This window comes from Cedecea sp. FDAARGOS_727 (genome assembly GCF_012273235.1).
In the GTDB taxonomy this organism is placed as follows: domain Bacteria; phylum Pseudomonadota; class Gammaproteobacteria; order Enterobacterales; family Enterobacteriaceae; genus Cedecea; species Cedecea davisae.
On sequence record NZ_CP050966.1, the window covers coordinates 4,232,453 to 4,255,942 of the forward strand.

Consider the following 23,490-nt stretch of genomic DNA (forward strand, 5'->3'; position numbering starts at 1 on the left):
TGCCGGTCTGTTCGCCTGAGAAATTTATGATAGCCCCCGATCCTGCACCAAAAGCCAGAAAAAAAGGCTCACGATTCGTCAACCGCATGTATCTGATGCGAATGTTGGGCACGCTGTTGTGTTTCTTTCCTATCTTGTCGGTGCTGAACCAACACGGCGCGTCGTTACCGGTTATCTGCCTGCTGGCGGCTAACGCCTTTGTGTGGCCGCACGTTGCACTGCTGAAGGCTCGTTTCTCACGCTCCCCGGTAAACAGTGAAAAGCAAAACCTGATGATAGATGCTGCCGCTGGCGGTTTCTGGATTGCCATGATGGCGCTAAGCCCGCTGCCGTCGGTTGCCATCGTCACGATACTCATCTCCGACCGCCTGGCCGCCGGGGGAAAACCTCTGATGATCAAAGCCATGTTGGCGATGGTCGTGACGTTCCTGCTCACCTGGCTGAGCCACGGCATGCCGTTTGAGTCTGCCGTTTCGACGCGAACGATGTACGCCACGCTTCCGCTTATTTCCGTTTACACCATCGCGCTTAGCATGCTTACCGCCTCGATTGCGGTAAAGCTGCGTGAGAAAAGCCGCGAGCTGGAAAGCATTGCGATGATGGATCCGCTGCTGGGTATAGCCAACCGCCGCCTGCTGGAGCGAAAGATCGGTAATGAACTGGCAAGGCTGCGTGTCGCCTGCGGAAGCTCGGCGCTAATGTTTATCGATATCGATAACTTCAAAGAAGTTAACGATCGTTTTGGGCATAAGGTGGGCGACTCTATTTTGATAGCAGTCTCCGACGTTCTGCGAATCGTCACGCGTTCAACCGATACTCCAGCCAGGCTTGGGGGCGATGAATTTGTGGTATTGATGCCAAATACCACGCTTGAAGAGGCGGGGAGTATTGCTCAACGCATCCTGCTGGAGTCGATCAATGTACGCGTGTTACCGGAAAAAAATGCCTACTGTACGCTCAGCATAGGTATTGCCTGCGCAACTAAAGAAATGCCTGACGCTGCCGAATGGCTGAAGGCAGCCGATGACGCGCTTTACAACGCTAAGCGGGCAGGGAAGAACCGTATTTTTGCGTCTTATTAGTCGATTAACAAATCAGGACATAAAGAGTAAACATGTACTCTAAGCACCAGTGCTGGTAGCAGAATATGTCATTGTGAGTTGCAAAGAGTTTTCATATTGTTATGATTACTAAGTTGCGAGCGCACTTAGACTGGTAATTTATACTTGATAAAAAATCACCAGCCTTTGTAGATGTTTTTACTTACCTGTGGTTATTAATTTCTTTTCCACAAAGAGCACCATATTCAAGCAATATACCAATCATTTCTTTTTTATTGTATTGTATTGCATTGTCTAACATTGTATCACCAGAATTAATTTTCCTGAATGTATGGTTTGGTTCCACTAACCCACGTTCCAAAAAATCTCTCAGAATTTTTTCATCCGCATTAGAGCGACTTAGTAAGTACTCAACATCATATCGGGTAGACATTTTTATTACATCCTTTTTAGTAAAACTGAATTTTGAGAATAAAAAATTAACAATATCTTTTTTAGCGCATTCTATAGCAAGCCCCATAACTTTACATGCATCATCCTTGTTTCTCATATGTACCGAAAGAGCTTCAAAATTAGATGCTTTAACCGCATCCTTCACACTTATTTCTCGTAGCTTTACTTCTTTAAAATTATCCGTGCTAACCATCCTCGGGACATGGAACTCTGGTTGAAATACAAAATTTAGAATTTTGTCTAAATTTTTATCGTCCAGGTTTTTATTCAGAGCAAATCCTTTAAACTCTATATCATTGCTTTTTCTAAGGAAATTTATGAGGTGTAACCCCAGTCCAAGTTTCATGTCTTTAGAATTAAAGATAGGAACATCTTTTTTACCTTTATCTCCATGAACTCTACGGTCAATTTCTTTTCTTACCTCAGAGAATTGAGCTATGAACTCCTTATGCTCATGCTTAAATGCAGGTGGTATTTTGTTATCAAAATGATCAGTCAATGTCAGATACCCATGAGGAAACTGCTCATCAACTATATAAGCATTGGCTCCAAAATCTACAGTTGTATGGCGGGTATTGAGAGGGAGTTGAGCCTTATCATCAGAAAATTCAACGCCAAAAAAAACAAAATCCTGATTGCTTAAACATCTTATATCTTCTGAGTACGTATTTTCTGCAGTGTTAATTGCATTAGATTGCAACTTATTCAACGACATGATGTTAAGTATTCCAGCGGCATCTACCAAATTTGAATTACTTTGATGTCTGAAATGGATTTTTGCATCTACCACTTTACTTAGCAAAACCTTTTCCTGCGAGGTTAAATTTTGGGTTTTTTCTTTTATTTTCGTTAAATAGTTTTTAGATACATTATTAAGATGCTGTAGTGAGTGTAATGAAGATTTCCTTGCTGATGAATCTGTCAGAGCGATGCCTAAATCACTGAAATTATCACCTTTAGAAAACATTTTATTATAGCTCTGAGCTGCTATTGTTTTCTTAAAAAATGCTTTTATTACATCCGCACTTCTGTTCTTTAAATCATTACTCTTAAACATTGTATCCGGAAAGTTTTGTACAGAAATGACATTTTTTATGGTGTTACTTCGTTCCCTTCCAGTTTCTCTATCTGGCGGAAGACAAGCATTATCATGAAGTTTATTCTCATAAGCGCCGGCTGAAACGCTGTGCTGTATTGCTGATTTTGGCATGATTAAGTCCTCTTTTATGTAAAAATGACTTTGTCGCATATCAATGCTTGCATTACTTTAAAATAACGACTCTTCCGGTAGTGTTCGGTTTCGCATTAACCTTTGGTATATTGTTGACCGTGACACTGAAAATAATTCTGCCAGATAGCTAATCGAGTTAAATAACATTTTCCCCATCGGGTCCCCGGAGCGTAGAGGCAGGTTCCCGGAGTAAGCTTCACCACTCTGGCTTGTTGCCCGGCCGCAACTGAAGTAACGACAATTTCGGCGGTTCCGGCGTAGAATCCCATAACGCCAGAGCATGTTATAGTGCCCCTATTACGGCTGTTGCAGGCACTTTTTATGGAAAATTCGGCACTCTGGTTTCGCCAGTTTGGTGAGCCGGAACAGGTTCTGACTCTCGAAAAAACACGGCTTCCCCCCCTTTGCCCCGGCACGCTGCGGGTGAGAATGCTCTATGCGCCAATAAACCCTTCCGACCTGATTCCGATTACCGGCGCCTATAGCCATCGGGTTTTTCCTCCGCGAGTTGCGGGCTATGAGGGCGTTGGCATAGTTGAGCAGGCGCATGAGCCTGAATGGCTGGGGAAACGAATTCTGCCGCTGCGCGGAGACGGGACCTGGCAGCGCAGGGTTGACTGCTCTCCACGGTGGGCCGTACCGGTTCCGGACACAATATCCAGTGAACTGGCGGCGCGCGGCTATATTAATCCGCTGGCTGCCTGGCTAATGCTTACTAGCTGGCCGGTCGCCGGTAAAAAATTACTGATAACCGCGGCAGGATCGGCCTGCGCCAGCTTGCTTATTCAATGGGCAAAAGCGCAGGGCGCAGACGAAATATACGCCGTCTATCGATCTGAGCAGCATGTTCCCGAATTACTAGGCCACGGCGTAATCCCGTTGAGTATTAAAAACGGCGCGGCCATTGCAGAAGCAGCAGAGCGGGTAGACGTGGTATACGATGCGGTAGGCGGCGAGCTGGCTACTTTGATGCTAGAGAATCTGAATCCTTCAGCGGCCATGGTCTCTTACGGTTTGCTAAGCGGCAAAGCATTTTCCCCACGAGGGAAAAACGTTATTGCTCAACGTTTTCATCTGCGGGACGTGCTGGCGGTTACGCCAGTGGAAGTTTGGCAGAGCTGGTTTGTCACCATGTGGCAAGAGCTGGAGCACTGTAACCTTTCCGGCACGGAACGTTACCCGCTGGAAGAGTGGCGCCAGGCACTGGCGCTGTTCCGCAAGCCTGGCCGCCAGAGTAAGCCGCTGCTGGTGCTCTAGCGGTTATTTCTCGCCCATAATGGTTTTCATCGTTTCTGCATCCGGCATGCCCTGGTGCTGCTGCAAGCGGCCTTCCGCGTTGAGGTAATAAATCGACGGGGTGGCGTTTCCTCCCAGGTCGTCCATCAACGTAAGGTTGGCTTTTATCGCCTCACCAACTTCAGGCGTGATTTTTTCCGGTTTTTGCAGCGCAATTTTGCCTTTACTGTTCTCGTAATCGGCCAGGGTTTTAGACGGATCTTTTGCCATCATAATAGCGGCAGCTTTCTGGCCGCTGTCCGGGCGCAGCATGCCGACCAGCAGCACACGCAACTGGACCTTTCCTGACTTGAGCCAAGGTTGAGCCTGCTCCCAGAACTGCGTGCAGTATGGGCAGTAAGGATCGGCAAATACATAAACAATTTGCGGCGCTTTTGCGTCACCGGCCGCTATCCAGCGATGTTTTTCCAGGTTCTGCCACATTGCCTTCGCCATGGGAGCATAGACAAACTTTTCAACCTGCTCGTCGCTCAGGTTTTTGCCTGCTGAATCCACCAGGTTACCCATAATTGCGTGTTGTCCGTCCGGCGTGAGGTAGACGGTGGTACCCTGACCCTGGTACTGCATCGCATAACCCTTTAAATCACCGGGCGCTTTGAACTCACCTTTAATCTCAAATCCTTGCTTTTCCAGAGCCTCAATCGGCGCTGGCTGTTTGCCTTCGGCAGCAAAAGCGGAGGACGTCAGCAGCAGGCTTAACGAAACGGCGAGGGCAGCGTTTTTTTTCATCGGAGGGTCCTTGATTAAATGTTATCTTCGAGCGCAGGGTAACATTCCTTTTTATGCTAAGTAATCACTCTTACTTTCAATTACGTAAACGGGCATTCAGGAGGGTGGCGATGGTTGTCAGACGTGCGGTTCCCGCTGAAGCGGAAGCATTATGGAACATCAGGAATCAGGCAATTCGCCACGGCTGCAGAGCCGATTACCCACCTGAAGTGCTGGCGGCGTCGGCATTCACCGGAAGGGGCATGGCACGGCAGATACTTAATGCGATTAAGCAGGAAGCTCGCCAGCGCGGCATGCGTACGTTGATGCTTTCTTCCACGCCCGACGCCCGTGACTTTTACCTGAAACAGGGGTTTAGCGTGATAAAAGAGGGGACATATCCCTCATCCCTGGCAGGCGGAACTTTGCGTTGTTTTGAGATGATTTGCGAGCTGTAGCACCGGGTAATCATGGGAAGGACATCGTTATGAGCAATCGCATCGACTACCAGATTGAAAAATACAGTTTTATCGAGATTGAAGAGACGCCGCGGCTCGCCCGCCAGTGGGCTGAGGTCAGGGACGAGTATCAAAAAGATCCTACGGATAGCCAGCAGCGCCTGCGCCTTGCGTTACTCAATGTGGATTACGTCACCAGTTTCGAACTGCCTTTTCGCCTGCTGCTCCTGCGGGCGCCGCAGCTTATTGATAAATTACGAGACGAACTCCAGCTTAGCCAGAAGAGCGTGCTGGTGAACGGCAATAAACGCGGGCAGGTTTACAGCATTAAGGCTGACCTGAGCGCCGTGCCGGATACATTTCGCTATAAGTTCTCAAACCGTATCCGCAGGACTGAGGCGGGAGGCGCAACCGCAGCGGCCTACCAGCAGGTTGCCCTACAGGTAAAAAATCCTCGCGGGCGTTTGAAGCTGGCGCTGGAGTCCGGGCTGGAGGTTACCGCCCTCGACGGTCTTTTCTGGCTGGGGCAGCAGCGTATTGCCGCCGATGTGTCGGTGCTGAGGCAGTCCGGTGTGCCCATCTCCACGGTGGAAAGAGATGTTTTTGACAGCCTGACCGGCACGACCAGAGCTATTCCGGCCTACCGGCTTTAAGAGAGTGTTCCTGAAACATCAGGCTAAATATTCTCTTTTAACGTCCGGAAGGTTCGCAGACCGCTAAAGGCGATGGCCAGCAGAGTCGCGCAGGCCGCAATCCAGAGGCTGAGGCGGACCGCCTGCGGCTCTTGCGTGAGCTGGTTGCCATAGAGGGCCAGAATAATGCCGACAACCGCCGCCCCAAGACACTGCCCGAAGGTACGCATAATAGCCAGCACGCCGGAGGCATAACCGCTGTGTTCACGCGAAGCATTGGCCATCATCTCTCTGTTATTCGGGCTCTGGAAAATACCGAAGCCAATACCGCACACCAGGCTGCGCAGGCCGATATCCCAGGCCGATGCGTGCTCAGGAAGTAGAGCTAATAGCAGTAATCCGAGGGTAAAAACGCTCAGGCCGAGCGTGGCAATAATGGCCGGCGGATGGCGGTCGGCGAGGCGCCCGGCATAAGGAGCTGCCAGCATGATACCAACCGGCCACGGGGTAAAGAGCAGCGCGGAACCAAAGGCGCTATAGCCGTAAACGTTCTGGAACAAGAAGGGCAAAGCGACAAAGGTGATGCCCTGGCCAACGAACGAAGCGAGTGAAGTCAGCGCCGCGAGTGAAAACCTGGAGGAGGCGAAGATCTCCAGCGGCAACAGAGGCTGAGAAGCGCGGCGCTCACGCCAGATAAAAGCGACGATGGCCACCAAAGCCGTGGCGCTGTAACACAATGCAGAAACCAGGCCGCTAGCTTTGGTGAAACTGTCCGCAGCCATAATCAGCGCCCCCAATAAAAGAGCGGAGAACACGCCGCCGGCATAGTCAAACCGTTTACTGTTCCGGGCCGGGTTGCACGGTAATGCACGCAGGCTCAGCAGTAACGCCACCATTCCCAGTGGAAGATTGATTGCAAACAGCCATTCCCAGCCCAGCGTCGAAAGCAGCGTGCCGCCCAAAAGAGGCGCAACGGCCGTACTGGTGGCAATAAGAAATGCGTTCAGCCCGAGGATCCGCCCCAGCAACCTGTTGGGGAAGATAGACCGTAAAATAGCGGGCGAAATACTCAGAACCGCCGCGCCGCCGATCCCCTGCAATACTCGCATAAAGACCAGCATATCAAGAGATGAGGAGAGTGCGCAGCCAGCGGAAGCCAGGGTAAACAGGCTCAGACCAAATACGAATATCTGCCGGAATCCAATGCGGGTAGCCAACGCCGCGAAGATGGCAAGCGTCATCGCGGCGGCAAGCAGGTAGCCATTTGCCACCCAAACGGCATCGCTGGCGGAGACGCTCAGCGCCCTTGAGATTTCCGGGAGCGCGATATTGACCATTGAGCCGTCAAATACCGCCATGGTTACCGTCGTCATCACGGCAATCATCGCCAGCAGACGCGGACGCCCCGGTAAACCCTCATCTCCGGGCCGGGTTGAAAGTAATTCCATCATCGTTCCTTGCCGCAAAGCAGCGCATTCGGTTGTCAGTGCTGAGAATATAGTGATACTTGATACAAGGCGGAAGACGCACCAGTTGCAATTAATAGCTGCATGAGACGCCATGTCTTTTTACAGGAGCCATAATGAGCGAGCCAGATCTGAATTTGCTGTTGGCGCTGGATACCTTTCTGGCAGAAGGAAGCGTGGCCGGGGCAGCACGCAGGCTGGGTTTAAGCGCCTCTGCCATGAGCAGGACGTTAAGCCGCCTGCGTAAGGCCACCGGTGACCCGCTGCTGGTGAGAGCCGGGCGAAATATGGTGCTGACGCCTTACGCCGAAGCAATTCGCGAGCGGGCAAGGAACGCGGCGCATGAGGCTCGTAGCTTGTTAAGCCCTTCAAGAGCAGAGCTGGACCTGACGACGTTGGACAGCGTTTTTACTCTTCGGGCCAATGACGGTTTTGTTGAGGCCTTTGGCCCGGCGCTGATTGCCGCTGCGGCGCGTGAGGCTCCGGGCGTACGGTTGTGCTTTATGCCCAAACCTGAAAAAGGCTCCCGACATTTGCGTGAGGGGCTGGTTGACCTTGAGATTGGGGTGCTGGGTGAGATGGGGCCGGAAATTCGGCTTCAGGCGCTGTTCCGCGATAGCTTTGTAGCCGTGGTGCGCGCCGGGCATCCACTCGCGCACTCGCAAAATATCACTCCCGAGCAGTATATTGCCTGGGGGCATGTAGTCACTTCCCGCAGGGGAGGTATTCCTCACGGCCCTGTGGATGATTCGCTGGCCGAGCTGGGCCTGAAGCGTAATATTGCCGCCGTTGTGCCAAGTTTCCCAGTTTCATTGCGAGTGGCGCAGGCCTCAGACTTGATAGCCCTTGTGCCTGCATCCTTTGTGGTTAGCCAGCCCGCAGGCCAGCTTTATGCTTTTGCTCTTCCGGTCGCTACGCGGCAAATCACCGTTTCGCAGATGTGGCACCCACGCTCGGAAGCGGATCTCTCCCATCGCTGGCTGCGGCAGCTGGTATTGAGCGTTTGCCGGGAGCTTGCAGCCTGACCGGCGGCGCAGATTTATAACCTGCCTGTTACCGCGGTCAGTATTTTTTTTGCCCCTTCCAACAGATGAGGTGCTGATTGGTACGAAGTATGGATCAGATGGATGTTGCCGTTTATCGTGGCAACGCCGATGGTTTGCTCACCCTCGGTACCGATTAGCACATTAGGCCCCCACAGTGATTCCAGGGTTAATTCCCCAATATTTCGTGAGAAATTAAGCACTCCAAGATTTGAGATTAAAATGTCCGGCGCACAGATCCTACTGTCAAAATGAATCATCTTATTGAGTCCGTGATTGTTCATAAACGGCTCAACCAGACCTATCAGGGCAGCCATTCCCGGCTGAATTCTGTAGGCTTCTAAGTCGGCGGTCACCGAGCGAGCAATCTCCCAAAAATTTTCTGCTTCACCGTCGTGATAGCCGTAGGTTGGAAACAAGGCTAAAAAACTGAGGCCGTAATCCAGAGAAGAATATTTCCTGGCGTTAATGGGCGTGCAGATACGAACCGGGCGACTTGTCCGGGCAGGGGATTGAGATAAAGCTATAACAAAAGCGGCGGTTAAGGCTCCATGAACCGTCGTGTTCTCCCGTTTGGATTGTTCCCGTAAAGAGGCAGAAAGTTCAGGGGAAAGCCGCTGGCGGACAACCTGGAGCTTATCTAAACTTCGCTCCGCGTAAGGCACCGGTTCATTTGTAAAAGCGGGCGAATTAATTGCTCCAGCGGCCTGGTTATTGGTAGAGCAGATCTCTTCAATGGAAGGTAGCAAGGCCAAATGCGGCAGGGATTCGCCGGCTAATGTTTGCAGAATGTCATAGATAAAATGAGCCAGAGACATGCCGTCTGCGATGGCGTGATGTGCGGTAATAATTATCACGCAGCGCTCTTCGCCATAAAGCAACGCGGCTTTAAGCAGAGCCACATCTCCCGTTCCAAAAGGGGCCGAGAACTCTCTTTTAATTTCATGTTCAATAGATAAGATTTTATCTATCCGCGCGATGCGCAGCGGGATCTCCACGGATTGATCGTGCAAAAAATACAGGCGGCCATCGATGCCGCCGTCCACGCGTGCATTCACCAGCGGGTGCCTTAGCTGAACCGTTTTAAGCGCGACCTGCCAGTCGGCGGGTTTGGTCCTGCCGCTAACTTCTGCGGTCACCGTAAAATGTTTGGGGCTGGTGGTGTCAATCTGCCAGGCGTAACTTTCAAGTGCGCCAAGCGCGCGAAGAACTGATTTACTTTGATCTGTATTTAGCATTTACCTGTCCACAGTGAATGGTTTAAATATATTATGATTATTTCATTGATATTGATTGTGAATAAAGCGTGACAATAGGAGGTTTAAATATTTATCCATGCAGAGAATGCTGAATTCGCATTTTATCTATAATTGGCCTGCTATCAACAGTTATTTCATTATATGAAATTAATATGCATGTATATGGAATATATCCAGGATATATAATGAATAATATATTTCAAAAATAAGGTGCATGAGCGAATACACCTGCATGAATATTACCTGTGTTTTGCATCTGGCTAAAGATCCAGGGTTACCCTGGTCGGGCCGTTAAAGTGCTGGCCATCTCCGCGGGCTGTTATCCCCCGGTTCGCCCTTCAGCCACTGTGCAGCACTCAGGCTCAAAATGCACGCCTTCTCGGGATCGGAGCTTTCCTGGAATGCTTTTACTGCAAAACTGGGAGGTAAGCCGGAGCAGCGCTATATGCTATACTCCCTCTCATCCTGAAAGGCAGAATTTTCTGAGGGAATACATCATTTTGTCGCCGACTAAATATATAAACGCAGTTATTGTTATTTTTATTTTAACGACTGCAATCTTCGCCGGTTTTGCACTCCGGGAGTATCGTAGTCTGGAGGGCTACATGGGGTATATTGCCGAGAACGGTAAGTCAGCGCTGTTTCATGAAGAATATATTAACCAGAACATTGCCTTTCGGATGTCACGTGTATTCTCAACTGCTCCGGCGGGTATCAACGCGGCAGGAAATAATCTGGATACTGTATGCCAGTATGCGGAATCAATGAATGGCGTTTACGGGGTAAATCTATCCAGTCAGCGTTTCAGGGCATTAAGTGGCACTTTGCAAACGAGGAACCCCGCCTGCGATAGCTGGAAAAAAGACGTACTTGCCCTGCATCTGGTTCAGGGGAACAGTTCGGATACGGCATCAAAATACAGTTTCTCGAACTACAGCGGCTATCTGTTCAATAATGTCAGATACTACATCGATATTAAAAATAATTATATTTATATCAATAAGTTAGTTGACAGCAATCACTATACTTTTAGCAACTGGCTGACCAGCGAAAACGGGGAGATAGATATCGACCGTAGCGGGGAAACCATCAACATCGATACTGCGGCGTTACATGATTTACGCCTTGGGGAAAATATTGTTTCCCACATCTATCATGATGGCTATACCCGGAAAAATATCATTAGCATGATCACTCCTGTTTTCCAGCACGACGCCATTAAAGGGCTGGTGCTTACTGATATCAATATTGACGATCTTGCGACCTCATTTTATACAGCAGAGAGACCTTTGCTGTGGCGTTTCCTGTCGCTGTATGTGACCGATAATGCAACCGGCGATAAAATCAGCTTCCACCACCCGGTGTTGAAGTCATTCACGCCGATTACGCGCCAGGAAAAAATAACCGGCTATTACACGCTACACATAAAACTGGATGCGCTCTATTTCCTGATCAACATCTTCTGGCTGATAGTGATTTACGCTGTAGGCACCTGGCTGTTGTGCCGCTATGCCAGAAAGCAGCTGGACAAGCATCGTTCCTTGTCCCGGGACAATATGACCGATGCGATGACCGGTCTCTATAACCGCAAGGTACTGACGCCCGCGCTTGAACAGAAAATTCAGGCTCTGCTACAGGCAAACATTGCCGTAACAGTGATTTCCGTCGATAGCGACGGCCTGAAAAAAATTAACGACACCCTTGGCCACCACATGGGGGACCGGGCTATCCAGTATCTCGGCAGAGCGCTGGCTCAGTCGATTCGTAAAAGCGATTACGGTATCCGGCTCGGTGGCGACGAGTTTAGCCTTATTTTAATTGATTACAGTCTGGCGAAATCGCATGAAGTGATAAACCGCATTCAGGCGTATCTGGCCGGGATTGATGAAGAAAAAATGGTGGCATTTTCCTACGGAAGCTACCAGTTAGTGCAGGGTGATACTCTGGAAACCGCGTTGCTCAAAGCTGATGAGTTGCTATACCAGCATAAGCGCAATAAATATGGGGAAACATCTACCAGCAGATAATGGGTTGAGCGTTAACGCTTTGGTAGATAGGATATTGCCATTCCTCCAACCTCAGCACAAAGTCGCTAATTTTCCTGTCGCACAAAAACTACCACTCATTGATTATCATCACCCGGTCTTCAGAAAGCTTTATCCTGGTTATCTTCAGGGGTAGCCGGTCGGACATTATGGTCATGCTGACCTGGATGCTGGCCGTTACCGAGGCAAAAGAGAGCTTCAGGGGAACAAACATAAAGAGGGCCAGCAGCAGGTGTTTCATAATGATATGTTCTGTTTACAGTTTTTTTAACCAGTGAAAGTGGTCAAAATTATATCATATATGATGTTTGCTGAGAACGGCCCCGAGGTAGCGCCGGTAGTTGTGTTCGATTTCTTCCAGCAGTTGGCTCTCATTGCTTTGGTGCAATAGCGCGGTGCGCTCCGTTCCTAAATCTATGCTATTGCATAGCGGATAATAGACGGCCCGGAGTGATGATTTGATGGCGTTGAAGTAACAAACCGTTGGCACTGCAAACGCTGCGGCAACATGCAGTGCGGAAGAGTCGCAGGTATAGAGCGCGCTGGCATGCCGGATAATGGCGATAAAATCGAGGGTGGATTGCGAGCGGGCGGAGAGGTCAATAAAAGACGGGTGGTCTACCGCCGTAAATCCGGCCACCGTTATCTTATGCTGTCGGTAAATATGCTCCACGAGATCCACGAGCACGCTTTGCGGAATACTGCGTAGAGGCGTGCTCGCATTATGGCTGAGTAAAACGTAAGGCGTATTTAGCGGGGAGGGTTGCTCCGGAATAGATTCACGCAGCCAATGATTAGTCCTGATACTGGTCTCTACCGTCGCAGGTTCGATCCCGAGGTGCCGCAGGAAGAAATCGTGCATCTCCATTGTGCCGAAATCATCCCGGAACAGCTGGTTCCCCATATCAATCAACACATCTTTTTGCGCCAACATGCTTTGAAGATTTACCGGCAAGTAGCGCAGGTCATCAACTACTGCATCTGCAAGCTGGTAAATTTGCTCAATATAGGTCGGGCAGGTATGCGGGCGAAGCAGGGTAAGGTGAATTTCAGGATTGATCGCTTTTATTGCCTGAAGGGCGCTGATGCCTATAATCGAATCTCCAAGCGTCACGCCCATGCCGTTAATAATGCAGAGACGCCGGATAGTGCGGTAATCAACAGAAAATGGCCGTAGAGCATAGTTATAAACTACAGGCTCGTGCAGCGGCTTTAGCTGCATAGCGGTATCTGCAGGGAGCGGTGACTGCTCGAGGTCGTAAGAGGCGACAAGCGTCTTTCCATTGAGAAGCAAACTGCCTGCAAAGGTCTCAAGCTCTGGATTCATGTCATTCCTGTGCTTATGGTGGAATCGTAACAGGCATTAAGACACCAGCCTCTGGTAAATTCAACGGGGCTATCTTTGTGGGTAAAGACGGGGCGGATTACCAGTCAGGAGAGGCAGTCAGGCGCTATCTGATAATCCGGAGCCGCGCAGGCGTTTGCGAGGTAGTGGGGCACATCTTAATAGGGGAACAAACCCAGCTCATGTAAGGCTCCCACCACAAGCAGGACAAACATACAGGCATCAAGTGGATTAGGCATTTTGCTTCACCTTAACGTGTTACTCACCGCTATATAGTATAGGTGATGAATAGAAACCTGTTGATGATTGAGAACCGTTGTAATGCGTATATGGACTGGCGAGAGAGCCATTAGACAGGGCTAAAAAGGCCGCTAAAGATAATGTGTTTCTCCAAAGTGGCCTTTGAGTTTTATTCCTGAAAGGTTAAGGAGTTATTTCTTCTCCAACCCTGGAATTTTATGAATTAAGTCTTTTACTTCGCTATGCTTTGTATTAGCGGGCAGGTTGTTTTTTAGCAGCGTTCTGTTCGCCGCTGTTTCTCTGTAACCATACTTGCTCAAGAGATCGTTTAATTCATAATCCTGACTTTTGTTAACGTAATCCCAGTCTGATTTTGGCATATCCTTTCCCCTCTATTTAAAGCTGTGTGATTATATAAATACAATATATTTTCTTTGTGAATGAAATATAAAGAAAACCATAAAACAATACTAAATGAGCTTCTTATCTTCAAGCTTAAATGCTTAATTTCCTTATATTTTTACTTGAAATTAATAGCTCGCTAGTGCTTAATTTTTCCTGAAATGGCCACTAAATTAATCCCCAGGCCTGTTTTAACCTTTATCGGCGTGGGGGCCAGTTGTATTAAATATTTCCTGAACTATCACAGTCTACTGCGCCTGAAGTTGCCAGCGGGATTCTTCAAGCAATAAACGTCCGGTGAGGTTGAGGTTGTTAAGAAATACCTCGTCATGCGAAACCACCATAAAGGCCCCCTGGTAACCTGAAAGCATGCTCTCAAGTGCGTGAAGGGATGCTAAATCAAGGTGGTTGCTGGGTTCATCAAGCAGCAACAGTTCAGGAGCAGGGTCGGCATACAGCACGCAGGCCAGAGCCGCCTTCAACCGTTCGCCGCCGCTTAATAAGCCGCTGGCTACCTGAATTTTGTCTGTATCCGCGGGTTGGGAAAGTGGCACCGCGCTAAAGATGGCTCATACCGAGTTACAGCTGGGCGATCCGCAACCAAGCTATCGCGCAGTTTATTCGTTGCTGCGCCAGCCGGACACTTTACTGGGAGTGATGCTGGTACTGCGCACGTTACAAATAATTGGTCAGCGTATTCGTACCAGTTCGGTAACAGATGAGCCTTCGGCTAGTTAATAATATTGATCCGCTGCATCTAAGCCGCGGCTCAATATCTACAGTTGTACGGTCGGTTCGATAAGATGAAAGAGCCTATGGCACTTAAAAACAACCAGGCCAACGATGCCCACAAAACGCCAGATTCTTCCTTACCTCATATCGGTGCGCATAATGTATATTATGTTAAATTGCATTTATTAGTGCGCACTCAGGTTAACCCAGCTTCATATCCAGCCTTCCCTCTGGTGAAACCAACACGTTCTGGCTCATTGGCTCGGTCTTCAACATACAGCGGTCAGGCCCTGAGTCTCTGCATCGTCTACAGTTAAAGTTATCCATTACTCGTAGAAAACTTATCCTCATGGGACTTTCGCTAAGGACACACCTGTTCGCCAGGCTGCGGCTGCTGATTTCAATTCTTGCAGGCGTTATTTGTTATTATGCGCTTCCGGCTCAGACAGGCACTCTGCAACGCATATTGATCGGCTGGAATGTTCTGGCGTGGTTGTACCTGATTTTTATCTGGTTTCGCATGCTGCGTACCGACGTGAAAGATATCCACCACATCGCAAAAATACAGGATCAAAGCGCGTCGCTGGTTCTTGGTATGGTTATCCTGGCCTGTATTGCCAGCATTGTCGCTATTCTGAGCGAGCTTTCTTCGCTGCACTCTCTTACCGGAACGCCGCGTATACTCCATTTATTGCTGACGGCAACTACGCTGATTGTCTCCTGGGCATTGCTGCCAAGTTCATTTGCTATGCATTACGCTCACAACCATTACCTGCACCGGAGCAAAGACGTCACGCCGATGATCTTCCCTGATAAACCAGCCGACCCCGGCTACTGGGATTTTCTCTATTTCGCCTTTACTATCGCCGTTGCGTCGCAAACTGCGGATGTGGCAACGGGCACCACTGAGATGAGAAAGATTACGCTGCTGCAATCGGTTATCTCATTTCTCTTTAACCTGGCTATTCTGGGGTTATCGGTCAACGTGGGTGCCGGATTGCTAAGTTGAGGAAAATACAGGGCTGACGGCGCTACCCTTCTGTCCCGACTCATCTTCAGCAATGAGCTGCCTGCATACCGTCAGGTTTAGCGCCACAAATTCGTCCCATGTATAAAGGTGGACATAATTAAGTTTGTATTGCAGGTCCACACGGCATATGTCCGGGCGTTCGTTGTAAATACTGCAACCCCTGCTGGCCGCATTATAGTATCGGCAAGTGCCGTCTCCCCGATCAAGAGCGCGGGTTTCCTCTGCAAAATTGACGCGCTGGCAGCAAAGCCCGCACTGGACACAGGGAAAGGAAGAAAAGTTGTCGTTGCAGTGCATAGGCAGGTCTCGCAATCAGGCTCGCCTTTTCAGCGAGCCTGAACTTATAGACTACGCGATAACTTCGTCGAGTTCGTCTTTATTGCCCTCGGCCACAGCAGCAATATCAATGATGCGACGTTCGGTTGAGAGCACCAGGTTACCGTCCTCGTCAAGAATTGGCGTATCGATCATCGCTTTCAGCAATTGCGCATACTTAACGGACTTGAACACAGCTTCTTTACTCTCCTGCGGGAAAGCTTTGAAGTCTTCACCGTAGCTTTCCAGAGCTTCTTTCATTTCACGCACGGTTCCACGCAGGCGACCGCTGGTGTGAGAAAATACGTTGTTTGCCAGCGCCGTGACCTTTTCGATAGCCTGAAGTTTACTAACCATCAGCAGTCCCTCGGCTCGAATTGTTTGAGCCTGTTCCATATTGGTTCGGGCATTGTTCAGCGCCTCCTCACCTTTACTCCCCAGGATATGGCCGAAAATTGCCAGCGCCGGCCCGGCGATAATGCCGCCCAACACCATCATGCCGCCAGCCATTCCAAAACCGCCGGTGGCCAGGGAACCGCCGCCCAACCATGCAAGTGTAGCGTTGAGAGTGTGTAACCGATCATGCCGCCAATTATCCCGCCAACTACAGGGATCGGAATGGCTATCTGTCCAAGGGCAGCCATCATGCCGCTGGAGAGCATACCTGCGCCCTTCTCTCCGATTTCTTCAAGCAGTTCAGCACCATCAATTTCATCGTTGATATAGCGCTTGATCGATACCCCCAGAGACAGGCAGATATTGACTACCAATGTAGGAGCGGATGTTCCGGCTATGGCCCTTAACCCCTGGCCCCCGGATTGTTGCAGACCTGCTTTGATTGCGGAACCGGCAAATGCTGTACCGTAGCCCAGAGCGGCAGCTTTCGCCGTATCGATCGCGATATCTTCAATTGCTTCACCCAGCGCCTTTTCCTGCTGGGCAACACTGAAAATATTCGTGAATAATGAAATAGCGGCCCCTACCATTGCCCCATTCTTTGCCCCTTCTATGCCGGCGCGGTGGCTGGTACGTGCGATATCCATCGCCGTTGCAATCTTAGGATGCTCGCGATAATAGATCGCTTGCTCCTTTGTCAGGCCGCTGTCACTAACATTATCAGCCAGTTGCTCATAATTATCGGCTTCACGGCGAAATCGATCGGCTACATCCTGCTTACCTTCGGCTTCAACCCTGTCTGCCTGAGTGCGCAATGAGGATGCTTTTGCACGACAATGTGCAGCAGCCCCCTCATATTGTTCTGTTGGTAATTCCAGTTTAACCCCGCGATAGCGGCTGAATTTCCCCTCTTCTCCGGCGATATTTTTAAAAAGATCGTCCCGGTTACCAACAAATTTCATCTGGCTCTGAGAGCCTTCAATAACTACGCCATCCTGAATTTTTACGCGGTCGACTACGTTGTGATTGCGGCCATACTGAGGCAAATCGTCACTGCGGACGGTGCGAGCGCTATCGCCGTTAATAATGGCTTCAGCGTTATCTCTGCTTGTGGTTGCTATCTCGGCAGAAAATCCTGCCTGTTGCTTAATATTTTGCTTAGCGTAAGCGGGATTAACCTTATGCTTCGCAACGTCCGCCAGACCTTTAGTAAACTGTTGTCCCGTTTCATTATCAACGCCGCGGTATCCTTTGAGGTACTCAGCGCTCGCACTCCCAAAACGCTTTACAACCTCATCTCCCGCCAGCGCAGTGGCGGTACGAATACGATCTCGTTTTACTTCATCGTTATTATCGTTTTGTTTTCGGCCTGAATCTGAAGGAAATAACGAGTCGTTCGCTTTTTTGTCCATAGTAATCTCACCCAGATTTCTATTGAATCAAGGTACATCCAGAGCCAGAGCTATTGGCTCTGGTTAAACATAAAAGTGTCAAAATGTTACTTCGGAAATACTCGAGGTCAATACATCAATCAGATAACTACTAAAATTTGTAGTTATCCCTCTGTAAACTTGATTATCTCCCCACACCACATTGACAGACCTTTGACAAACACCGGGCAAGCTAAACCTCATATCGACGTTAAATGGGAAAACTATATGTATCAGAAAATCGTGTGTCACCTGGTGGTTTTATGTTCAATTTCTATGCTGAGCGGCTGCGTGTCGCTTTTCTAAATGCCGGGGTTATTCAATGAAGCGGTTAACAATCTGGTTTGTACTGTCATCCCTGTTTCTGCTCAGCGGGTGTCTTTCTGTTGGCACTCATCTTTTCGGTAAATAAATGCACCCAAATAACAGGCTCAAAGAGCCTGTTCATACTTTCAATTGATTAATAAAAATCTTGTAGTCCTGAGCCTACAGATCAAAGGTGCCCTGTCCTATTTTAAGTTCCTGCCTTCAACATTATATTCCCCCATAGCAAAACAAGACTGGCGGCCATAGAGTCAGAGTATTGCTAAGAATATAAATTTGTCTTTTTAATAAAGTATTAACGGGCAGGGAAATAATGCGTAGCGAATCAACATTGGCTTTTTCTGAACAGCAAAACGATGTAAAGAAGATAGTTGTTGTAGCCCGCTGCGTGTATACGTTGCTCGGTATCAAAGCTTTGTGCGACGCACACCGTGACTGGCAATTTTCCGATGCCCGCGCCGATCTGGACGAGCTGGAAGACATTCTGGTAAGGCCGCAAGCAGACCTCCTGATTATAGAGTCGGATAGCCTTTGCCCGGAGATGTCGACGTTGTTTAGCGTCCTCAATGATTATCCGGGCAAAACAATTTTATTGACCACCAGCTATTCTGGCGGGCAGCGCAAGGTCAGCTCGAAGGTAGGAAGCATGACCGTAATAGATAAATCACGCCCGCTGGCGGTATTAACAAAACTGGTTCAGAAGATCGTTAACGCCCCTCAAGGTAACTCATCTCTTTCAGCCAGAGAATTCCAGAGGCACCCAAGAAAAATGGAGCGTGAAGTAGTCTGTGCCCTGCTGGATGGTCAAAGCCCAGGAGAAGTGGCCCTGAGAATGGGTATCAGCTATTCCGCTGTGAGCCGCTATAAAATGATTGCCCTGCGCCGTGCGGGAGCTAAAAGCCTGAATGAAGTTATCACCGGTCATTACCAGACTTTATTTAGTGGTTAATGAATATAAAACACCTGATTATTAATACCCCTTCCAACCACTGAAAGGTAAATACCGGCGGTATGGCCAACGCTACTATAACGTTATAACTAGCGTTGGCCTGCGGCAAAGCGTTACCAGCCTTTTACCGCATCGCCTTTATAAATTGAGTCGGCCGCGGCGGCCACTTCATCGGTCTGGTAGGCTTTCACCAGGTTCTTCACCTTCTCGCTGTCTTTATTGTCTTCCCGGGCGACGATAATGTTCACGTAAGGCGAGCTTTTATCCTCAACGAACAGGCCGTTTTCCGCCGGGGTCAGGCCAACCTGGCTCGAATAGTTAGTGTTGATGATGGCAAGATCTATCTTGTCGTCATCAATGGCGCGGGTAAGCTGAGCCGCTTCCACTTCAACAATTTTCAGGTGTTTCGGGTTTTCCACAATATCCAGCGAGGTTGGCAGCAGGCCAACGCCTTCTTTAAGTTTAATAAGTCCCTGAGCCTGTAACAGCAGCAGCGAGCGGCCAAGATTGGTTGGGTCATTTGGCACAGCTACCTGAGCCCCCTCTTTCAGCTCGGCCACTGATTTGATTTTGCGGGAATAACCGGCAATCGGGTAAACAAAGGTATTGCCTACAACCGCCAGCTTGTAGCCACGCTCGGCTATCTGTTTTTCCAGATAAGGACCGTGCTGGAAGGAGTTGGCGTCGATGTCGCCGCTGCTCAGCGCGGAGTTTGGCAGAACGTAATCGGTAAAGGTGACCACCTCAACATCAAGATTGTATTTGTCTTTAGCGACTTTTTTAACCGTATCCCACAGCGGCTGGTCGATACCCGCGCTGATGCCCACTTTAATGTGGTTATCGTCTTGTTTTGGGCCGCAGCCGGAAAGCAGCATCGCGCCTGCCAGAGAAACGGCTAATAGAGAAACTTTCACAGTATGTTTTATCGCCGTATGCATAAACAAAGTCTTCCTTAAACCAGTAAAAACAGCAAAATTGAAATTACCCACCAGTCGGGTGCGGCTGCGAGAGTTTTTCAAACCGTGCTGATGCTGGCAAATAAGAAAAAGACATAACCTATGCATGAAAAAATATGAAAGCAACCGTGCTAGCTGCGCCCAGGCAAAATAGAACATTCTTTATCCAGCAAAGATTCTACCGACGCGCGGTTCCCGCTGTCCGAGCCTCTCCTGGTGGCCAGTAGAATAAAACCAGGCTGACCGGAGAATGTGGTTGAGACAACCGCTACGCCCCACTCTGCCAACGCCTGAGGCGATAAATTGAAATGACTGGCCAGGGAATTAACCGGGTAAATCCCCATCGCGGTGGGCTGTACCACTCGGCGGGCATAATAGGTATGTCGTAATAATTTATCCGGCAGCGGTCGCCAGCTTTCCTGAATATAGGGGCGTTCAGCAAGAAGCTGCCGCCGCACGTCTTCCCGCAGGCAGGTAAGGTGAATATGAAGCTGATTCTGGCTGCGGCCATAGGCTGAGTTAAGCGCCATCCCGAGCATGTCGTCGTCAACCGGACGATGATATTCATAAGCTAAAAGATTGCGCATCAGCCAGGCATAACCGAAGTAGTCCGTGCGCCCATCTTCTAAAAGCAGCGGGCTTTCAATACCCGATAGCGCAACCGTAGGTACCAGAATGAAGTGATAAGGATAACGCGGGTTCTGGATAACGCTAAAGCCGCGCTCTTTCCCTTCTGGCATATAGATTTGCTGGCAGGGTGCCGGATTACTCGTATGTTGATAATTGCTCATACAGACTTTGTCCACCACGCCCCACAGCGCGTCGGAGCGTGCGCAGCCCGTGAGCAGAATTATCCCCGGCAGCAAAAGCGCCCGACGCAGGTTTCTATAAGCCAAGACCATCACCATCCATTGATAAAAAAAATTAACAGCAGGCAGCCAGCAGTTTAGCAGATAGCGCGTCGCAAACTGCCCGGTTCGGGCGAATAAAGGGTATGCTGATTCAGTCATAACACGGCAGGTCACGATAAACCCTGCTCCACTCAGCGCCAGGAGGCACAAGAAATGGCACGCATTTTTATTACCGGATCTTCAGACGGACTTGGACAGATGGCGGCGAAACTACTCATCGCGAGCGGGCATCAGGTTGTGTTGCATGCACGCAATGAATTACGTGCGGCACATGCTATAGCCCAGGTGCCTGAAGCCGAAGCGGTTTTTACCGCCGATCTTTCGAGCATAGCTGAAACTAAATCGCTGGCGGAGCGCGTCAATGAATATGGCCGCTTCGATTCCATTATTCACAATGCCGCCGTCGGCTATCAGGAAAGAGAACGCATCGGCACCGTTGACGGTCTTCCTCAGGTTTTCGCCGTTAACTCGCTTGCGCCCTATATCCTGACCGCCCTGATAAATCGTCCAAAACGCCTGGTTTACCTTAGCTCCGGGCTGCATCTGAGCGGCGACAACTCGCTGGCGGACCTGGCATGGGAAAAACGACGCTGGAGCGGCGGGCAGGCTTATTGCGATTCAAAACTGCATGTCGCCCTGCTGGCGTTTAACGTGGCGAAACGCTGGCCTGAAGTGATGTCTAACTGCGTTGAGCCGGGCTGGGTGGCAACCAAAATGGGTGGCCCGGCGGCCACGGATGATCTCGCGCAGGGGCCGCTAACTCAGGTCTGGCTGGCATCCGACCCTTCTTTATCATCGGAGCCAACGGGCGGGTATTATTACCATCAAAAACCGGGAAAAGTGGCGAAAGAGGCCTACGAGCCGGCTTTACAACAGCGCTTTTTAGACGCCTGCGCGGAGTATTCCGGCGTGATACTGGTTTAAGCCTCACCAACGGGCGGAAACTGCCGGAAGTATTCAGTCAGAAAATCAATACTGGCCTTGAGCTTTGCCGAACCGCTGGTGCGGTTGGAATAAACCGCCCAGATATTGGCGCTCTGGTACCACTCCGGCAGGATCTGCACCAGTTCACCGCTCGCCAGATGCCGCTGCACTTCCCATAGCGAACGTAAAATAATGCCGTGGCCTTTTAGCGCCCAGCTCAGCACCACGCTTCCGTTATCAGAGGAAAGCTGGCTGCTGACGTGGGCCAGCACGCTGTTGTTACCGTTGGTTAGCGGCCAGGCACCAAATTGCGAGCTACGTTCCTGAATGACCAGGCACTTGTGCTGTTTAAGCTCGTCGAGACTCTGCGGCGTGCCGTGTCGCATGAGGTAAGCGGGCGCGGCGCAAAGCACACGACGGTTTGGAGCAAGCTGGCGGGTAATATAGAAATCTTTGATATCGTCCCCAACGCGGATCTCGATATCCACGCCCTCTTCCATCAGGTCAACCACCCGGTCGGTCAGAGTCAGCTTGATGTTTAAGGCGGGGTAACGTTCGGCCAGCGCCGAAAGCACTTCGGGCATGTAGGTTGAGCCGAAGCCAAACGAACAGCTAATTTGAATATTCCCTTCTAGCGTGTCGCGCCAGGCGGCAAGTCCGGAAACAAAATCCCCCATGCTTTCCAGAACCGAAAGTGCGCCGGTCAGCGCTTTATGGCCGTCCGCCGTGAGGTGAATTGCGCGGGCGCTGCGGTGAAAAAGCCGCATGCCCAGGCTTTTCTCCAGCAGCGCAATACGTTTACTGACGTAGGAAGGCGAAAGCCCCAGTTCGGCGGCGGCGTTTGCAAAGCTCTCTTTGCGTACCACGGTAACGAATACGTTCAGGTCTTCAATCAGCGGCAGCGGTGCGCGCGGCGTTTCGTTGGGGCTCATAGTTATGCCATTGCTCAGCTCGGGTCATGTGAGAAAAGGCATGATGGCGGCAAGTAACTCTTCCGGGCACTCTTCCTGCGGACTGTGCCCGCACGGCATCGCTTTGCCGCGCACATCCATCGCCTTTTCTTTCCAGGTTGATGTTACATCATAAAGCTGGCCAACGATGCCTTTCTCTCCCCACAGCACCAGCAGCGGGCTGGTTATGCGTCGATGCTTATCCTGCTCGTCATCCTCAAGATCTATGGTTGCCGAAGCACGATAATCCTCGCAAACCGCATGCAGCATTTCAGGCTGCTGGTAGCAGCGCAGGTATTCTGCAAAGATTTCCGGCGATGTCGCACCCGGCGTTTTGAGCTGCCCGTCGATGTGCTTGCGAAGGAAGAATTCAGGATCGGCGGCGATCATTTTTTCCGGCATCGGCGCGGGCTGGATCAGGAAAAACCACCAGAAATAGCGCGTTGCGAACGTTTTGTCGGTCAACGCATACATGGTTGCGGTTGGCGCGATATCGATAAAGATGCTGCGCTTAACCTGCTGAGGATTATCCAGCGCCAGGCGATGGCCAACCCTCGCGCCACGGTCGTGGCCTATGAAGGAAAAGCCTTCTTCAAAGCCCAGACGCTGCATCAACAAAACGATGTCTTTTGCCATCTCCCGTTTTGAATACGCCCGGTGCTGCGCGTCGCTCTCGGGTTTGCTGCTGTCCCCGTAGCCACGAATATCGGGCATTATCACGGTAAAATGCTGCGCCAGCACCGGGGCGATGTTGCGCCAGGTGACATGGTTTTGCGGGTGGCCGTGCAGCATTACCAGCGGTTCGCCTTTGCCACCTACCGCCGCTCGTAGCGTTACGCCGTTATCCAGTGCAACGTCAAGCAGTTGAAAACCGGGAATAAACGGAGATTCGCCCTTCCCGCTAATAAAGCCAGAGGTCTCTTTCATCATTGAA

The 23,490-nt window shown here is 50.1% G+C and carries 24 protein-coding genes and 1 pseudogene; 10 read left to right on the forward strand and 15 right to left on the reverse strand.

The genetic code is table 11. The features are described from left to right. Positions 1 to 26: 26 nt before the first annotated feature. Positions 27 to 1,082 carry a diguanylate cyclase gene (locus FOC35_RS19850; protein WP_172569926.1) on the forward strand — a complete coding sequence of 352 codons (1,056 nt, stop codon included), beginning with the start codon at positions 27 to 29 and terminating at the stop codon, positions 1,080 to 1,082. Between the two features lie 181 nt (positions 1,083 to 1,263). On the opposite strand, the gene FOC35_RS19855 is transcribed toward FOC35_RS19850, so the two are convergent. Continuing rightward, on the reverse strand, positions 1,264 to 2,724 hold the full coding sequence (locus tag FOC35_RS19855) for a T3SS effector OspC family protein (RefSeq protein WP_172569927.1): 1,461 nt from the start codon (positions 2,722 to 2,724) through the stop codon (positions 1,264 to 1,266). A gap of 342 nt (positions 2,725 to 3,066) precedes the next feature. On the opposite strand from FOC35_RS19855, the gene FOC35_RS19860 reads away from it, so the two are divergent. Beyond that, positions 3,067 to 4,002, forward strand: a complete 936-nt coding sequence (locus FOC35_RS19860) for a zinc-dependent alcohol dehydrogenase family protein (protein ID WP_172569928.1) — start codon at positions 3,067 to 3,069, stop codon at positions 4,000 to 4,002. 3 nt (positions 4,003 to 4,005) lie between these two features. Here the strand turns inward: FOC35_RS19860 and dsbG are convergent, their stop codons facing one another. After that, positions 4,006 to 4,770, reverse strand: a complete 765-nt coding sequence (gene dsbG / locus FOC35_RS19865; protein ID WP_172569929.1) for a thiol:disulfide interchange protein DsbG — start codon at positions 4,768 to 4,770, stop codon at positions 4,006 to 4,008. Positions 4,771 to 4,880: 110 nt separating this feature from the next. On the opposite strand from dsbG, the gene FOC35_RS19870 reads away from it, so the two are divergent. Both FOC35_RS19870 and FOC35_RS19875 read left to right on the forward strand, forming a co-directional pair. Continuing rightward, positions 4,881 to 5,207 carry a GNAT family N-acetyltransferase gene (locus FOC35_RS19870; RefSeq protein WP_172569930.1) on the forward strand — a complete coding sequence of 109 codons (327 nt, stop codon included), beginning with the start codon at positions 4,881 to 4,883 and terminating at the stop codon, positions 5,205 to 5,207. 29 nt (positions 5,208 to 5,236) lie between these two features. Further along, entirely contained in the window at positions 5,237 to 5,860 is a 624-nt protein-coding gene (locus FOC35_RS19875) for a DNA-binding protein (RefSeq protein WP_172569931.1), read from the forward strand. Positions 5,861 to 5,883: 23 nt separating this feature from the next. Here FOC35_RS19875 and FOC35_RS19880 read toward each other — a convergent pair whose 3' ends face one another. Next, complete coding sequence (locus FOC35_RS19880; protein WP_172569932.1) at positions 5,884 to 7,287, reverse strand: MFS transporter; 1,404 nt, start codon at positions 7,285 to 7,287, stop codon at positions 5,884 to 5,886. A 134-nt stretch (positions 7,288 to 7,421) separates the two neighbouring features. Here FOC35_RS19880 and FOC35_RS19885 point away from each other — a divergent pair, with 134 nt between their 5' ends. Beyond that, positions 7,422 to 8,330 (forward strand): LysR family transcriptional regulator, encoded by a 909-nt coding sequence (locus tag FOC35_RS19885; RefSeq protein WP_172569933.1) that lies wholly within the window; start codon positions 7,422 to 7,424, stop codon positions 8,328 to 8,330. A gap of 14 nt (positions 8,331 to 8,344) precedes the next feature. Here the strand turns inward: FOC35_RS19885 and FOC35_RS19890 are convergent, their stop codons facing one another. Then, complete coding sequence (locus FOC35_RS19890) at positions 8,345 to 9,586, reverse strand: condensation domain-containing protein (RefSeq protein ID WP_172569934.1); 1,242 nt, start codon at positions 9,584 to 9,586, stop codon at positions 8,345 to 8,347. A 422-nt stretch (positions 9,587 to 10,008) separates the two neighbouring features. On the opposite strand from FOC35_RS19890, the gene dgcJ reads away from it, so the two are divergent. Continuing rightward, on the forward strand, positions 10,009 to 11,634 hold the full coding sequence (dgcJ, locus tag FOC35_RS19895; RefSeq protein ID WP_254065317.1) for a diguanylate cyclase DgcJ: 1,626 nt from the start codon (positions 10,009 to 10,011) through the stop codon (positions 11,632 to 11,634). 88 nt (positions 11,635 to 11,722) lie between these two features. On the opposite strand, the gene FOC35_RS19900 is transcribed toward dgcJ, so the two are convergent. From FOC35_RS19900 to FOC35_RS19915, 4 genes are all read right to left on the reverse strand, one after another. Beyond that, positions 11,723 to 11,893: a hypothetical protein gene (locus FOC35_RS19900; protein WP_172569935.1), complete on the reverse strand. Its 171-nt coding sequence runs from the start codon at positions 11,891 to 11,893 to the stop codon at positions 11,723 to 11,725. 54 nt (positions 11,894 to 11,947) lie between these two features. Next, positions 11,948 to 12,979, reverse strand: a complete 1,032-nt coding sequence (locus FOC35_RS19905) for a glycosyltransferase family 9 protein (RefSeq protein WP_172569936.1) — start codon at positions 12,977 to 12,979, stop codon at positions 11,948 to 11,950. A gap of 449 nt (positions 12,980 to 13,428) precedes the next feature. Further along, positions 13,429 to 13,617 (reverse strand): hypothetical protein, encoded by a 189-nt coding sequence (locus FOC35_RS19910; protein WP_172569937.1) that lies wholly within the window; start codon positions 13,615 to 13,617, stop codon positions 13,429 to 13,431. Between the two features lie 270 nt (positions 13,618 to 13,887). Further along, on the reverse strand, positions 13,888 to 14,193 hold the full coding sequence (locus tag FOC35_RS19915) for a hypothetical protein (protein ID WP_305792511.1): 306 nt from the start codon (positions 14,191 to 14,193) through the stop codon (positions 13,888 to 13,890). On the opposite strand from FOC35_RS19915, the pseudogene FOC35_RS19920 reads away from it, so the two are divergent. Together FOC35_RS19920 and FOC35_RS19925 are read left to right on the forward strand one after the other, a co-directional pair. Beyond that, a pseudogene (locus FOC35_RS19920) lies at positions 14,168 to 14,377 on the forward strand (hypothetical protein); the annotation flags it as partial. The gene FOC35_RS19915 and the pseudogene FOC35_RS19920 sit on opposite strands and share 26 nt — an antisense overlap. A 343-nt stretch (positions 14,378 to 14,720) precedes the next feature. Next, positions 14,721 to 15,380: a DUF1345 domain-containing protein gene (locus tag FOC35_RS19925; protein ID WP_172569938.1), complete on the forward strand. Its 660-nt coding sequence runs from the start codon at positions 14,721 to 14,723 to the stop codon at positions 15,378 to 15,380. Here the strand turns inward: FOC35_RS19925 and FOC35_RS19930 are convergent. Genes FOC35_RS19930 through FOC35_RS19940 form a run of 3 tightly spaced genes read right to left on the reverse strand, consistent with a single transcriptional unit; the run spans position 15,372 to position 17,524 of the window. Then, positions 15,372 to 15,698, reverse strand: a complete 327-nt coding sequence (locus FOC35_RS19930) for a YkgJ family cysteine cluster protein (protein ID WP_172569939.1) — start codon at positions 15,696 to 15,698, stop codon at positions 15,372 to 15,374. The genes FOC35_RS19925 and FOC35_RS19930 overlap by 9 nt on opposite strands. Before the next feature lie 51 nt (positions 15,699 to 15,749). Further along, on the reverse strand, positions 15,750 to 16,226 hold the full coding sequence (locus FOC35_RS19935) for a hypothetical protein (RefSeq protein ID WP_254065318.1): 477 nt from the start codon (positions 16,224 to 16,226) through the stop codon (positions 15,750 to 15,752). After that, positions 16,211 to 17,524: a hypothetical protein gene (locus FOC35_RS19940; protein WP_254065319.1), complete on the reverse strand. Its 1,314-nt coding sequence runs from the start codon at positions 17,522 to 17,524 to the stop codon at positions 16,211 to 16,213. Before FOC35_RS19940 ends, FOC35_RS19935 begins: the two co-directional genes overlap by 16 nt. Before the next feature lie 655 nt (positions 17,525 to 18,179). Here FOC35_RS19940 and FOC35_RS19945 point away from each other — a divergent pair. Continuing rightward, positions 18,180 to 18,815: a response regulator transcription factor gene (locus tag FOC35_RS19945; RefSeq protein ID WP_172569940.1), complete on the forward strand. Its 636-nt coding sequence runs from the start codon at positions 18,180 to 18,182 to the stop codon at positions 18,813 to 18,815. A 113-nt stretch (positions 18,816 to 18,928) separates the two neighbouring features. On the opposite strand, the gene metQ is transcribed toward FOC35_RS19945, so the two are convergent. Together metQ and FOC35_RS19955 are read right to left on the reverse strand one after the other, a co-directional pair. Further along, complete coding sequence (gene metQ / locus FOC35_RS19950) at positions 18,929 to 19,753, reverse strand: methionine ABC transporter substrate-binding lipoprotein MetQ (protein WP_172569941.1); 825 nt, start codon at positions 19,751 to 19,753, stop codon at positions 18,929 to 18,931. 149 nt (positions 19,754 to 19,902) lie between these two features. Then, complete coding sequence (locus FOC35_RS19955) at positions 19,903 to 20,673, reverse strand: CDP-diacylglycerol diphosphatase (protein ID WP_172569942.1); 771 nt, start codon at positions 20,671 to 20,673, stop codon at positions 19,903 to 19,905. A 162-nt stretch (positions 20,674 to 20,835) separates the two neighbouring features. Between FOC35_RS19955 and FOC35_RS19960 the strand changes: the two genes are divergently transcribed. Next, on the forward strand, positions 20,836 to 21,606 hold the full coding sequence (locus FOC35_RS19960) for an SDR family NAD(P)-dependent oxidoreductase (RefSeq protein WP_172569943.1): 771 nt from the start codon (positions 20,836 to 20,838) through the stop codon (positions 21,604 to 21,606). Here FOC35_RS19960 and FOC35_RS19965 read toward each other — a convergent pair. Both FOC35_RS19965 and FOC35_RS19970 read right to left on the reverse strand, forming a co-directional pair. Then, complete coding sequence (locus FOC35_RS19965; RefSeq protein WP_172569944.1) at positions 21,603 to 22,538, reverse strand: LysR substrate-binding domain-containing protein; 936 nt, start codon at positions 22,536 to 22,538, stop codon at positions 21,603 to 21,605. The genes FOC35_RS19960 and FOC35_RS19965 overlap by 4 nt on opposite strands. A gap of 24 nt (positions 22,539 to 22,562) precedes the next feature. Further along, complete coding sequence (locus tag FOC35_RS19970; protein WP_172569945.1) at positions 22,563 to 23,486, reverse strand: alpha/beta fold hydrolase; 924 nt, start codon at positions 23,484 to 23,486, stop codon at positions 22,563 to 22,565. Positions 23,487 to 23,490: the final 4 nt, after the last annotated feature.